General features: G+C 56.3%; 19 protein-coding genes and 1 pseudogene. 1 reads left to right on the top strand and 19 read right to left on the bottom strand.

What is annotated here, in order from left to right; genetic code table 11:
- Positions 1 to 52 precede the first annotated feature (52 nt).
- Complete coding sequence (rpsQ, locus tag ACR0IM_RS22765) at positions 53 to 283, bottom strand: 30S ribosomal protein S17 (protein WP_039538279.1); 231 nt, start codon at positions 281 to 283, stop codon at positions 53 to 55.
- Positions 284 to 287: 4 nt separating this feature from the next.
- On the bottom strand, positions 288 to 494 hold the full coding sequence (gene rpmC / locus ACR0IM_RS22760; RefSeq protein WP_010437082.1) for a 50S ribosomal protein L29: 207 nt from the start codon (positions 492 to 494) through the stop codon (positions 288 to 290).
- A gap of 339 nt (positions 495 to 833) precedes the next feature.
- Between rpmC and ACR0IM_RS22755 the strand changes: the two genes are divergently transcribed.
- Positions 834 to 1,277 (top strand): GFA family protein, encoded by a 444-nt coding sequence (locus tag ACR0IM_RS22755; RefSeq protein WP_480683299.1) that lies wholly within the window; start codon positions 834 to 836, stop codon positions 1,275 to 1,277.
- A 77-nt stretch (positions 1,278 to 1,354) separates the two neighbouring features.
- Here the strand turns inward: ACR0IM_RS22755 and ACR0IM_RS22750 are convergent, their stop codons facing one another.
- The 17 genes and pseudogenes from ACR0IM_RS22750 to ACR0IM_RS22670 all read right to left on the bottom strand — a co-directional run.
- Entirely contained in the window at positions 1,355 to 1,975 is a 621-nt protein-coding gene (locus tag ACR0IM_RS22750; RefSeq protein ID WP_480683298.1) for a 2OG-Fe(II) oxygenase family protein, read from the bottom strand.
- A 50-nt stretch (positions 1,976 to 2,025) separates the two neighbouring features.
- Positions 2,026 to 2,574, bottom strand: coding sequence for an amino acid synthesis family protein (locus tag ACR0IM_RS22745; RefSeq protein ID WP_480683297.1), 549 nt, complete (start codon positions 2,572 to 2,574; stop codon positions 2,026 to 2,028).
- 165 nt (positions 2,575 to 2,739) lie between these two features.
- A complete protein-coding gene (rplP, locus tag ACR0IM_RS22740) occupies positions 2,740 to 3,153 on the bottom strand; it encodes a 50S ribosomal protein L16 (RefSeq protein ID WP_085823145.1) in 414 nt (137 codons plus the stop codon).
- Between the two features lie 12 nt (positions 3,154 to 3,165).
- Positions 3,166 to 3,876: a 30S ribosomal protein S3 gene (gene rpsC / locus ACR0IM_RS22735; protein WP_008758042.1), complete on the bottom strand. Its 711-nt coding sequence runs from the start codon at positions 3,874 to 3,876 to the stop codon at positions 3,166 to 3,168.
- Positions 3,876 to 4,256, bottom strand: coding sequence for a 50S ribosomal protein L22 (gene rplV, locus ACR0IM_RS22730; protein WP_039538267.1), 381 nt, complete (start codon positions 4,254 to 4,256; stop codon positions 3,876 to 3,878). Before rplV ends, rpsC begins: the two co-directional genes overlap by 1 nt.
- 3 nt (positions 4,257 to 4,259) lie before the next feature.
- Complete coding sequence (rpsS, locus tag ACR0IM_RS22725; RefSeq protein WP_005980699.1) at positions 4,260 to 4,538, bottom strand: 30S ribosomal protein S19; 279 nt, start codon at positions 4,536 to 4,538, stop codon at positions 4,260 to 4,262.
- A 3-nt stretch (positions 4,539 to 4,541) separates the two neighbouring features.
- Entirely contained in the window at positions 4,542 to 5,384 is an 843-nt protein-coding gene (rplB, locus tag ACR0IM_RS22720) for a 50S ribosomal protein L2 (protein WP_170356688.1), read from the bottom strand.
- Positions 5,385 to 5,590: 206 nt separating this feature from the next.
- The gene (locus ACR0IM_RS22715) at positions 5,591 to 6,511 is read right to left on the bottom strand and encodes a hypothetical protein (RefSeq protein ID WP_480683296.1); all 921 of its coding nucleotides are present in this window, start codon (positions 6,509 to 6,511) and stop codon (positions 5,591 to 5,593) included.
- Positions 6,508 to 7,176, bottom strand: coding sequence for a class I SAM-dependent methyltransferase (locus tag ACR0IM_RS22710; RefSeq protein ID WP_480683295.1), 669 nt, complete (start codon positions 7,174 to 7,176; stop codon positions 6,508 to 6,510). Before ACR0IM_RS22710 ends, ACR0IM_RS22715 begins: the two co-directional genes overlap by 4 nt.
- A 193-nt stretch (positions 7,177 to 7,369) precedes the next feature.
- The gene (locus ACR0IM_RS22705; RefSeq protein WP_010437040.1) at positions 7,370 to 7,666 is read right to left on the bottom strand and encodes a 50S ribosomal protein L23; all 297 of its coding nucleotides are present in this window, start codon (positions 7,664 to 7,666) and stop codon (positions 7,370 to 7,372) included.
- Positions 7,663 to 8,280, bottom strand: coding sequence for a 50S ribosomal protein L4 (gene rplD / locus ACR0IM_RS22700; protein WP_298853836.1), 618 nt, complete (start codon positions 8,278 to 8,280; stop codon positions 7,663 to 7,665). The genes ACR0IM_RS22705 and rplD overlap by 4 nt, the downstream gene beginning before the upstream one ends.
- Complete coding sequence (gene rplC, locus ACR0IM_RS22695) at positions 8,277 to 9,002, bottom strand: 50S ribosomal protein L3 (RefSeq protein WP_170334115.1); 726 nt, start codon at positions 9,000 to 9,002, stop codon at positions 8,277 to 8,279. The genes rplD and rplC overlap by 4 nt, the downstream gene beginning before the upstream one ends.
- An 18-nt stretch (positions 9,003 to 9,020) precedes the next feature.
- The gene (gene rpsJ / locus ACR0IM_RS22690; protein ID WP_008756422.1) at positions 9,021 to 9,335 is read right to left on the bottom strand and encodes a 30S ribosomal protein S10; all 315 of its coding nucleotides are present in this window, start codon (positions 9,333 to 9,335) and stop codon (positions 9,021 to 9,023) included.
- 229 nt (positions 9,336 to 9,564) lie between these two features.
- The gene (locus ACR0IM_RS22685) at positions 9,565 to 10,248 is read right to left on the bottom strand and encodes a hypothetical protein (RefSeq protein ID WP_480683294.1); all 684 of its coding nucleotides are present in this window, start codon (positions 10,246 to 10,248) and stop codon (positions 9,565 to 9,567) included.
- A 180-nt stretch (positions 10,249 to 10,428) separates the two neighbouring features.
- A pseudogene (locus ACR0IM_RS22680) lies at positions 10,429 to 10,575 on the bottom strand (EF-Tu C-terminal domain-related protein); the annotation flags it as partial.
- 1 nt (position 10,576) lies between these two features.
- The gene (locus ACR0IM_RS22675; RefSeq protein ID WP_480683293.1) at positions 10,577 to 11,821 is read right to left on the bottom strand and encodes a cation:proton antiporter domain-containing protein; all 1,245 of its coding nucleotides are present in this window, start codon (positions 11,819 to 11,821) and stop codon (positions 10,577 to 10,579) included.
- A 186-nt stretch (positions 11,822 to 12,007) separates the two neighbouring features.
- The coding region (locus tag ACR0IM_RS22670; RefSeq protein ID WP_199709399.1) for an EF-Tu C-terminal domain-related protein at positions 12,008 to 12,092 on the bottom strand (85 nt) is incomplete at its 5' end.

Below are 12,092 nucleotides of genomic sequence, written 5' to 3'. Positions count from 1 at the left end.
CTGGTCTCGTTAGATCCCCCAGGGTTTCGACAAATGGAAAAATCCTGGAAGCTTACGCTTCCAGAACTTCCCAACGTTTCGTCTTCGATTTCGGCGCGCATTCGATGATGCGTACGGTGTCACCGACTTTGAAGGCGTTCTTTTCGTCATGAGCCCGGTATTTCTTGGACTTACGAACGGTTTTGTGCAACAGCGGGTGCTTGAAACGGCGTTCAACCGAAACAGTCACGGTCTGCTCGTTGGCGTCGCTGGTTACGATTCCGGACAGGATACGCTTGGGCATCTGATTACTCCTCGGATGCCGCAGCAGCGGCCTTTTCGTTCAGAATGGTTTTGACGCGGGCAGCATTGCGGCGGGCCGCTTTGATGCCGGCAGTGTTTTCCAACTGACCGGTTGCCTGTTGAAAGCGCAGGTTAAAGCTTTCTTTCTTCAGGTTGGCCAGTTCCTCGCGGAGCTGGTCCGGGGTCTTGTCACGCAGTTCTTGGGCGTTCATCGCCTTTTTCCTTTGCTCAAAACACCAGAAGGCCCCGTACACGGGTCACCTTTGACCTGGTGGATGAATGATAGACATGCGAATCCCCCGACTCAGCCGGGGGACTTGCAGGATGCCGCCGTATAAGGGTTTAGGGAGTGGGGGGCAAGGGAAAGTTTGACGTCTTCTTGATGGCAAGGGAATTAGATGCTCCCGGTCGCTGAACGGGTGGCCAATCACAAAGCTTCCGCGAAGTATTCCTCATCCAAACTCAGGCCAAGGTCTGTATTGCCAACGGGCCGCGTTCGGCGCCCAATAGAGCAGGCCCAAAAGCCTGAAGCTCACAGAGGAGGTAAGAAAATGACCAGCCCTTATTCAGGAGGATGTGAACACGTCAAGATCGTCGCGACGGCAGAACCGATAGACAACCATGAATGCCACTGTGATGTCTGTAAGTCCGTGACCGGACAGCACACAACCCATGTTGCGTTCTTTAACTACTCAGACCTGTCAGCAGACCCCGAAGATAAGATGAGCCGTCAACCATTCAACGCCAACAATCCCGATGGCCCTTTAGAGCTTTGCACATGTTCAGAGTGTGGGGCCGCGCTGATGCTGGATGACAAGCAAAAACGCATACGCGTGGCTGTACCCAACGTGATGGGGTATGATGACAGCCAGTTTCCGGCAGCGACCTACCACGCGTTTTACGATGAAAGCAAAGGGTACCCCAAGCCTGATGACGGACGACCGGTATATGAAGCGTTCCGTCCAGAATTTACTTGGCCTTCACCTGCCACCTGACAGGGCTTTCGTTCATTCTGGGCGGTGTGCCAACGGTGTTCGCCGGCATTCAAGATGCCGGTAATCGGTGGGAGCATTCAGTCCCACCGATAGTTGAAACTGACCGATATCCGCTCTTCCTCGGCCATGTTCATCGGCACCTCGTGGCGTAGCCAGCTTTCCCACAGCAGCACGTCGCCGACCTGAGGTTTCATATAGATAAAGGGCTGCAAATCGCGCCGCCCGCCCTTGATACGCGTTGGGGCTGCCATCATACGGCCCGAGCGGGGGTCTTCCAGTTTCAGCGCACTCGCCCCTTCAGGCATCGACACATACGTCGTACCCGATATCACGCTGTGCGGGTGCAGGTGGCTGGAGTGCATGCCGCCCTCGGGCAGGATGTTGATCCATAGGTCCTCCAGTTTCAATTCACCCTCACCCAGATCGAACTCCAGATCTTTGGCAAAGGCCGCCACGTGCTGGTCGAGCACCTTGACCAGATCGGCGAAGATCGGAAAGCGCCAGGGCAGATCGGTCAGCGAGGCATAGCTGGTGTAGCCGGGATAGCCGTTTTCCTCGCACCATTCCTGCCCGGCTTCGTCATCCTCGGCGATGACAAGACAGGAGCTTTCCAACTCTTCCGCGTCGATCTTGGGATCGAACTCGGACAAAGCTGCGCGATAAAGTCGGGTTACGAAGAGTGATTCAATCTGTGCCATGGGCCGGGCATAACCCAGCCCTTTCGACATGACCAGCCAATGTTGGCGGCTTACGTCTTGATAGGCCCTTTGCCACAGCGCGGTATCGGTCGACCACCGTCAGCATAGGCGAGGCACAGCACGATCTCATCTGGTTTCGGTGCATCGGGAATGCTCAGCGTCATTGTGTCGAAATGGTCGAAAGACCACGGGTCGTCCTTGTGCCCAAGCGGCAAGTCAATCGCACAGCCCGGCGCCCCCAATTTGGCATTCGATGGGATCACAGCCTCGCCCCCGCCAGCCGCTTCTCGCATAGGAGCACCAAGCTTTGGATGGATAAGCGCCCCACCTTGCTCAAGGTCGCCGTTCACGCCGATGATCGCGGCTTTGCCATAAGAAACCGGCGCACCGTCCAGCTGTGCCACCCCCTCAGCGGCAAGTTCCGCGCCCAGAGAACCACCGATCTCGAACAACTCGGACAAATCCTCTGAAAACGCTCCTGCAAGAGGATTCCGAACGACTGCCATGATCGCAACACGACTGATCGGGTCACAGGGTTGGCCCAATTGATCCGTGGTTATGACTTCCTTGATGACCATCTTTTTGCGCAACTGAACCATGGTACCCTCCGTTACTTGGAGGTCAGTCTATGGTGGCTTTGCACAATGGTCGACGTTTTCCCAACCCGCCCAACAAAGTCAAAAATGGGTCGAGCCAAATGAAGGCCCCCGCCGGTGTCCCGACGGGGGCAATCTTGTCACGAACGGGGCCGAGGCCCCAATCGCTTACCAGTCTTCGCGAACCACGACGCGGGTCTTGATCGGCAGCTTCATCGCGGCCAGGCGCAGGGCCTCGCGGGCGATGTCGTCATTGACGCCGTCGATCTCGAACATCACGCGGCCAGGCTTGACCTTGCATGCCCAGCGGTCGACCGAACCTTTACCTTTACCCATACGAACTTCGATCGGCTTTGCAGTGACCGGAGTGTCGGGGAAGATGCGGATCCAGACACGACCCTGACGCTTCATGTGACGCGTCATGGCACGACGTGCAGCTTCGATCTGGCGTGCAGTTACACGCTCAGGCTCAAGAGCTTTCAGGCCGTAGGTGCCAAAGTTCAGATCAGAGCCGCCCTTGGCTTCGCCCTTGATCCGGCCTTTGTGCATCTTGCGGAATTTAGTACGCTTTGGTTGAAGCATATCTTTCCCTCCTTAGCGACGACCGCCACCAGCACCACGAGGTGCAGGGCCGTCCTGGAGTTCCTGTGCTTTACGGTCACGTGCCTGCGGATCGTGCTCCATGATCTCACCTTTGAAGATCCAGACCTTGATCCCGATGATCCCGTAGGGGGTCATCGCTTCGGCATGTGCGTAATCGATGTCGGCACGCAGGGTGTGCAGAGGCACGCGGCCTTCGCGGTACCACTCGGTCCGTGCGATTTCGGCGCCGCCCAGACGACCAGCGACGTTCACCCGGATACCCAGGGCGCCCATGCGCATGGCGTTCTGAACCGACCGCTTCATCGCGCGGCGGAACGAGACGCGGCGCTCCAGCTGCTGAGCGATGGACTCGGCAACCAGCTGCGCGTCAAGCTCGGGCTTGCGCACTTCGACGATGTTCAGGTGCAGTTCGCTGTCGGTCATCCGCGCAAGCTTTTTGCGCAGAACTTCGATGTCCGCACCTTTCTTGCCGATGATGACACCGGGACGTGCTGTGTGGATCGTAACGCGGCACTTCTTGTGCGGACGTTCGATGATCACACGGGCAACACCGGCCTGCTTGCACTCTTTGTTGATGAACTCACGGATCTTGAGGTCTTCCAGCAGAAGATCACCGTAGTCCTTGGTGTCGGCGTACCAGCGGCTGTCCCAGGTGCGGTTGACCTGCAGGCGCATGCCGATCGGATTTACTTTATGACCCATTAGGCTTGCTCCTCAACTTGACGCACCTTGATGGTGATCTCCGAGAACGGCTTCATGATCTTGCCGAAACGGCCACGGGCACGCGGGCGACCGCGCTTCATGACCAGGTTCTTGCCAACCCATGCTTCGGCGACGATCAGCTCGTCAACGTCCAGGTTGTGGTTGTTTTCGGCATTCGCGATTGCGGACTGCAGGCACTTCTTGACGTCCTGCGCGACACGCTTGTTGCTGAAAGTCAGGTCAGTCAGAGCCTTCTCAACTTTCTTGCCGCGGATCATTTGCGCAACCAGGTTCAGTTTCTGCGGGCTGGTGCGAAGCATGCGGGTTTTCGCCATTGCTTCGTTTTCAGCCACGCGGCGGGGGTTCTTTTCCTTGCCCATGACTTACTTCCGCTTCGCTTTTTTGTCTGCGGCGTGGCCATAATAGGTACGGGTCGGCGAGTATTCACCGAACTTCTGACCGATCATGTCTTCCGAGACGTTGACGGGAATGTGCTTCTGACCGTTGTACACACCAAAGGTCAGACCCACGAACTGGGGCAGAATGGTGGAACGACGCGACCAGATTTTGATGACTTCGTTGCGGCCCGACTCGCGCGCTGCTTCGGCTTTTTTCAGCACGTAAGCATCGACGAAAGGACCCTTCCAAACAGAGCGAGACATAGATTAACGTCCCTTCTTCTTGGCGTGCCGCGAGCGGATGATCAGCTTCTGGGACGCTTTGTTCTTGTTGCGGGTACGCTTACCCTTGGTGTCCTTACCCCACGGAGTAACCGGCGTACGGCCACCCGAGGTACGACCTTCACCACCACCGTGCGGGTGATCGATCGGGTTCATTGCAACACCACGAACCGACGGACGAACGCCTTTGTGGCGCATACGACCGGCTTTACCGAGGTTTTGGTTCGAGTTGTCGGGGTTGGACACGGCACCAACGGTGGCCATGCATTCCTGACGGACCATGCGCAGCTCGCCCGAGCTCAGACGGATCTGAGCGTAGCCGCCATCGCGGCCAACGAACTGAGCGTAAGTACCGGCCGCACGTGCAATCTGACCGCCTTTACCAGGCTTCATCTCGATGTTGTGGACGATAGTACCAATGGGCATGCCCGAGAACGGCATTGCGTTGCCCGGCTTGATGTCAGCTTTTGCCGACGCGATGACTTTGTCACCAACAGCCAGACGCTGCGGAGCCAGGATATATGCCTGCTCGCCGTCTTCGTATTTTACCAGTGCGATGAATGCGGTCCGGTTCGGGTCATATTCGATCCGCTCGACGGTTGCCGCGACATCAAATTTGTTCCGTTTGAAGTCAACGATCCGGTAGAGACGCTTTGCGCCACCGCCGCGGCGGCGTGAAGTGATCCGTCCGGTGTTGTTCCGGCCGCCCGATTTGGTCAAACCCTCTGTGAGAGACTTGACCGGACGTCCTTTCCAAAGCTCCGAACGGTCGATCAGCACCAGCCCGCGCTGGCCCGGCGTCGTCGGCTTGTACGACTTGAGTGCCATGCTTTCTGTCTTCCGTTTAGCAAGTGCAGGGGGTTTCCCTGCTATGTGATAGGCCCCCGTAGGTGCCCGAGGTGAAGGGCCCCGAAGGTCCCCGGTTACAAATATCAGAGGCCCCGGAACGAATCCGAGGCCGCAAGATTGGGAGCGTGTAACAGGGTTGGGGGTGGGTGTCTATAGGGTACGACACATTCTCTTGGCGGGCACAGTCACTTGATACTGAAATCATGTTGGACCAAGGGCGCGAACGTGCGGCGTGCGTCCGACCAGTCAAAGTGAAAAAGCGGGTCCGGTGTGCGCCAGTTTTCCCCATAACTCTGGGCCAGCAGGGCCGATGGGTCCTGAGGCAGCATAATCTGCCCGTCATTCAATGCCCTGAGCGGAAAGATCGAACTCTTGGGTACGCCGTTGAAAGAGTAAGGATAGACGCTGAAGCGTCCGTTTTCAGTCCAGGCCGGAAACAGGTCTATATCGATCCCCAGGCCATTTCTTACCTTGAATATCGGAGAGCTTCGGGTTGATGGCGTGGCATCCAGACAGCCGCTTTCCAACAGGGCTTTTTGGTACATGGCCCATTTCTCGGGTATTTCTTCAAGCGTGGACTCACCCATGTGCACCGCAAAATCCACGTCATCGTCATGGTCGATCAACCGACCATCGCGCACGTAGCCCAACAACGCACCGGCATACAGGAATATCGGTTTGCCGAGTTGGATGACGGGTGCCAACTCAGCATCGAGTTTCTGGAAAATATCGCCGGCATTCATTTCCCCGAAGGTTCTGTTATAGCCATGCGGCGTGATGAAATCGGGGTGAAGAGCCTGTTTGACACATTCGAAAAACGCCGCAAACCGCGCTTCCTGCCCCTTGCGCGCATAGCGCCTTTCCATCCGCTTGAGCCTGCCATGCGTTCGCGCGGCCCTTGATCGCCGGTGGCAACAAAGCAGAAGATCGATTTCTTCCCAATCGTCAAACAATGCCGGGTTGTTCAAGTCCCGAACAGGATCTTGCAATGCCTGCACAGCCAGACGGGTTTTGCGTGGGCGCGGCAGGGCGGTCTGGGCCGCTGCATGTTCAAACACAACAGCACGAAGCGACGCCAGCTTTTTGATGATTTCTGTTTCGGTCATAGGTCTTTTTGATAGATCGCCCGGGCGACGATCGCATCCTCTGTCTTGTATTTTGCGAACCCGACCCCTTCGACACCGTATCGTTTGGCGAACTGAAACTGCTTCATTTTTTCGTCCAGTTCTGCCGCGCACAGATAGCGCCGGAAATGCGGCGGTGCTACTTTTGTTGTGTCGCGGTCCGCCAATGTCCGGTATTCGAACGCAACAATGTCACCCGGCTGGCACCCCTCGTGCAGGGCATCTATCAAGGCAGCTTCTTCGTCATCAGTGATCGCGTGCAAAAAGAAGCGCGCATAGACACAGACCGCCTTCGCGCGCCGATTGGACAGCACCTGTTGAACCATCCCGTCTTTGAGGTTTGTTCTGGCAAATTCAAGACCGTCCCCGCCCTGCGTCTTTGTGTGTTTTCTGGCTGACGCAACGGCGGCTTCTGATGCATCCAATCCGGTCACAAGGAACCCGTGTCGCGAAAAGAAAAAACTGTCACGGGCGTTACCGCACCCGATGTCAACAACATGTGCCTTCCGATCAATTTCATTGGCCACAAACGCGGCGAACTGTGATGGCAGCGACAACTCCCACGACTCGGCAGAATTCTCGTAGAACTGGTTCCAAAAATCGCGGCGGCCGTCCGAGCGAGCCTGCTGAGATGGTTTGGGGATCATTAGTGTATTTTTCTTTCGCAAGGCTGTTTAACGGCACTGGGTCGAAATCTGTCAGACCTCAAACTCAACTGCAATCGCTTCTTTGCGCATCAGTTTCGGGCACCTTAACGTGCGGCTGGTTTACTTTGACCTTTGAATAACAAAAACCCCCGCTTTCGCGGGGGCCTTTATCTTGCTCCAAAGACGGACCGGATCAGAGACCGGTGCTCACGTCGATGGTGTTGCCCTCTTCCAGGGTCACATATGCTTTTTTGACGTCTTTCCGACGGCCCAGCTGGCCGCGGAACCGCTTGACCTTGCCTTTGGTCACGGTGGTGTTCACCGCTTTTACCTTCACACCAAACAGCGCCTCAACGGCCTCTTTGATCTGCGGCTTGTTGCTGTCGATCGCCACTTCAAAGACAACCGCGCCGTTTTCGGACGCCATGGTCGACTTTTCGGTGATGACCGGCTTGCGGATCACGTCGTAGTGTTCTGCCTTCGCGCTCATTTCAGACGAGCCTCCAGTGCTTCGACAGCCGCTTTGGTGAGCACCAGAGTGTCACGCTTGAGGATGTCATAGACGTTTGCGCCCATCGACGGCAGGATATCCAGACCTTCGATGTTCTTGGACGCTTTCAGGAACCCTTCGTTCACGGTCGCGCCGTCGATGACCAGAGCGCGTTTCCAGCCCAGGTTTGCAACCTGTTTGGCCAGAGCGGCGGTCTTGCCTTCGGCTTCGGCGTTCTCGATCACGACCAGTTCGCCTGCCTTGGCTTTAGCCGACAGAGCGTGGCGCAGGCCAAGCTTGCGGAACTTCTTCGGCAGGTCATGACCATGCGAACGCACCACGGGGCCTTTGTAGATACCACCACCACGGAAGATCGGCGCGTTACGGTCACCGTGGCGTGCGCCACCGGTGCCCTTCTGGCGGTAGATCTTCTTGGTCGAGTAGCTGGTCTCGCGACGGGTCTTGACCTTGTGGGTGCCGGCCTGCGCGTTGTTGCGCTGCCAACGGACCACACGGTGCAGGATGTCCGCGCGCGGCTCGAGACCGAACAGATCGGCGTTCAGCTCGATGTCGCCGGCTTTGCCGCCGTCCAGTTTGATTACATCAAGTTTCATGCTTCACCACCTTCCGCGGGTGCTTCTTCCGCAGGTGCTTCGGTTGCAGCCGATTTCACAGCAGCCGGGAAAGGCAGGCCTTCCGGTGCTTTCTTCTTGACGGCGTCCTTGACAGTGACCCAACCCGATTTCGGTCCGGGAACGGCGCCTTTGATGAAGACCAGACCACGGTCGGCGTCGGTTTTGACGACTTCCAGGTTCTGGGTGGTTACACGGGCAGCACCCATGTGACCGGCCATCTTCTTGCCTTTGAACACCTTGCCCGGGTCCTGACACTGACCGGTCGAACCGTGCGAACGGTGGCTGATCGAAACACCATGCGAGGCGCGCAGACCACCGAAGTTGTGACGCTTCATCGCACCGGCAAAGCCTTTACCGATCGAGGTACCCGAAACGTCAACTTTCTGACCTTCCAGGAAGTGTTCTGCCGAAATCTCGGCGCCCACATCGATCAGGCCATCTTCAGAGACGCGGAACTCGGCCAGCTTACGCTTGGGCTCGACCTTGGCAGCGGCGTAGTGACCGCGCATGGCCTTCGAGGTGCGTTTTGCCTTGGCAGCACCGGCGCCCAGCTGAACGGCGGTGTAGCCGTCTTTGTCAGCGGTACGCTGTGCAACAACCTGCAGGTTGTCCAGGTGAAGAACGGTCACAGGGATCTGCTTGCCGTCTTCCATGAACAGGCGGGTCATGCCAACTTTTTTTGCGATAATACCAGAGCGCATGAATAATACCCTCCGATCTTACGACTGCAGCTTGATCTCGACGTCCACACCAGCAGCGAGGTCGAGCTTCATCAGCGCGTCAACGGTCTGGGGGGTCGGATCAACGATGTCCAAGAGACGCTTGTGGGTGCGGATCTCGAACTGGTCGCGGGATTTCTTGTCAACGTGAGGGCCACGGAGAACCGTGAACTTCTCAATCTTGTTCGGCAGCGGGATCGGGCCGCGCACGTTCGCGCCGGTCCGCTTGGCAGTGTTGACAATCTCTTGCGTGCTGGCATCCAGAACGCGATAGTCAAATGCCTTCAGCCGAATACGGATATTTTGGCTTTGCATATTAACAGCCTTTTATCAGGCGTTGAGGTTGAGAGGAGGACAAGCGCGCATCGCCAACCCTCATCGAACCCAAAAGGCGGGAATCACCCCGCCTTGATGTTCTTATTGAGAACTCGCGCGATCTACAGGGGTTGGTGGGGTTTGGCAAGGGGGAAGTTGGCTAGAGGGCTTTATGTTGCGCACTCGTGAGTTCAACACCGCAATCCAGCGCCTGAAACCCGGCTTAAGCTTAAGACGTTAACCCGCCCGCACAGCGAATTTCAGCCTCCTCGGTCAAGTATTCACGCACTGATTGTTGTGCGTTTTTTTCATTCCTATCTGTAATATCCAAACATAGCGCAATACCGACTGTAAGCTCAGCGACTTCTTTGAAGAACGCGTCCAATTGGTCCATCGACGGGGGATTGTAAATACGGGTCAGCACAATGACCCGAGGATCAAGCGGATAGCGTGCTGACAGCCCGCAATACTCATAAGTTTCCGAACCTCGCTCCGCAGTGCATCCCAATGAATACTGTATTGGCGAAGAGTTTGGCGTGAGATGCAAAAGCCTGAATCCGCTGCCCTCGCCCGTATTCACTGTATATCCCGGTAGCCTCAAGTGCTCTGGCACGGGCTCTGGATTAGTATACCATCCACCGGGACCAGTCGGCGACATAAGAAAATCCGAATCCTGATTAAGCTGTTTAATATGGATTACCGTATGGTCCAAAATTGGCATTCCCATCAGCATTTCGTTCAACCAATCGAGCCTGTTGATCGGAAGAAAGTTCGTGTCGGTGTCCCACCCCCAATAGTCTTCACCTGCGTAGAATGTGCGAGTATTCAACTGAACGACAAAATCTTCTTCAGCTTGCAGCGCAGAAGCACTTGGTAAGACCAAAGCAAAAACAAAGAGAATTCTTAAAACCATGAACGGCAATCTTCTTTAAGTTGTTTCGAGGCACAGTCGGCATTCGAAACACGAAATGCAAGTAACATGACACTTCACAGAAAAGGCCGCCCCGATGTGGGACGACCTTCTTTAGTTCAACGGTGTGGGCTCTCATTGCTCTTTCAGAGCAGCTGCCGCCCACCAGTCGGCAGAGCCGCCTTACTCGATGATTTTCGACACAACGCCGGCGCCGACGGTGCGGCCGCCTTCGCGGATGGCGAAGCGCAGGCCGTCTTCCATCGCAATGGGGGCGATCAGCTCAACGCCGAACGACACGTTGTCGCCGGGCATGACCATCTCGTTGCCATTAGTTCTCTGATGGCTGGGCTGGCGCATACCGCGGTGCAATAACCTTGTCGTAAAACACAAAAAACAGCGGCGTCAGCACCATCGACAAGGCAACGACAATAATCAAAGTGTTCGCCAGATCAGAGCTCATCACATGCGTTGCGACCGAGAAGGATAACAGCACAAACCCGAACTCTCCGGCCTGCGCCATCCCCAGAGCAAACAGCCAGTTATTCGCACCGGTGACACCAAACAGCCGCCCAATTGCTAACAAAACCGCAGCTTTGATAATCATCACGCCAAGGGTCAGCGAGAGAACCAAACCCACATGTTTCAACATCAAGCCAAAGTTTACCGAGGCACCGACACTTACGAAGAACAATCCCAGAAATAGCCCTTTGAATGGGGTGATTTCCTTTTCCAGGGCATGCCTATACTCGCTGTTGGCCAACACGACACCGGCGATGAACGCCCCCAGCGCAGGGGTCAGACCAACGACCATCATCAGAACGGCGACACCGACGACAATGGTTAGGGCCATTGCCGTCAAAAGCTCGGGCAGATTGGCGGATTCGACATACCGGAACACAGGCCCGGTCAGATAAGACCCGCCAACAATGACCAGTATGATCGAACCAAGCGTGACAGTCGCCCGCAGCCACTCGGGCAAGTCCTGAACAAGATTCAGTGAAAGCCCGGTGCTTGTCGTGGGGCCGTGGCTGACCGAACTAGCCCCCATCGCGGCAAGGTCCGGCACCGCCAACAACGGCAGCAAGGCCAGAATTGGGATCACGGCAATATCCTGCATCAGTAGAACCAAGAAACTTGACTGCCCTCCGCTGCCCATCAGCAGACCCTTTTCATGCAGTGATTGCAGCACGATGGCCGTAGAGGACAATGAAAAAATCAACCCAATGGTCAGGGCCGCCTGCCACGGTTGACCAAGCGCCATAGCCAAGCCCATGATTGCAAGCGACGTGCAACCCAGTTGCAAGCCACCTAGCCCCAAAAGCCTTTTGCGCAAATCCCAAAGCTTTTTTGGCGCCAGCTCCAGACCAATCAAGAACAGCATCATGACGACGCCAAACTCGGCAAACTGCTCAAGGCTCCCGACATCGACACTTAGAATTGACAAGGCGGGGCCAAGGAGCATTCCCGCAATCAGGAAACCCAGCACGGAACCTAGGCCAAGCCAGACGGCGACGGGGACAATGGCAATGCCCGAGCCCAGAAGAATAAAAGACAGAAAAAGATAATTTTCCATAGAAGTTCAAATATTGCTTGTAGGGCCATCTTACACAAGCAGCACCGTTTTGGCGCACCTTGGAACCGGTGCTCTCAACCAAAAAAGCCGCCCCCTTGGGGCGGCCTTCTTTTTCGTCACCGCGTTGCGCTTGGCAGATTTTCCGTTGGAAAATCGCCTGCCGCTACCAGGCGCGGCTTGCGCGTCTTACTCGATGATTTTCGACACGACGCCGGCGCCGACGGTGCGGCCGCCTTCGCGGATGGCGAAACGCAGGCCGTCTTCCATCGCG

It is taken from the genome of Ruegeria sp. BF6, from assembly GCF_056538665.1.
Note: the sequence above shows the minus strand (reverse complement) of the source record. Positions and strands in the feature narration are given on the sequence as shown.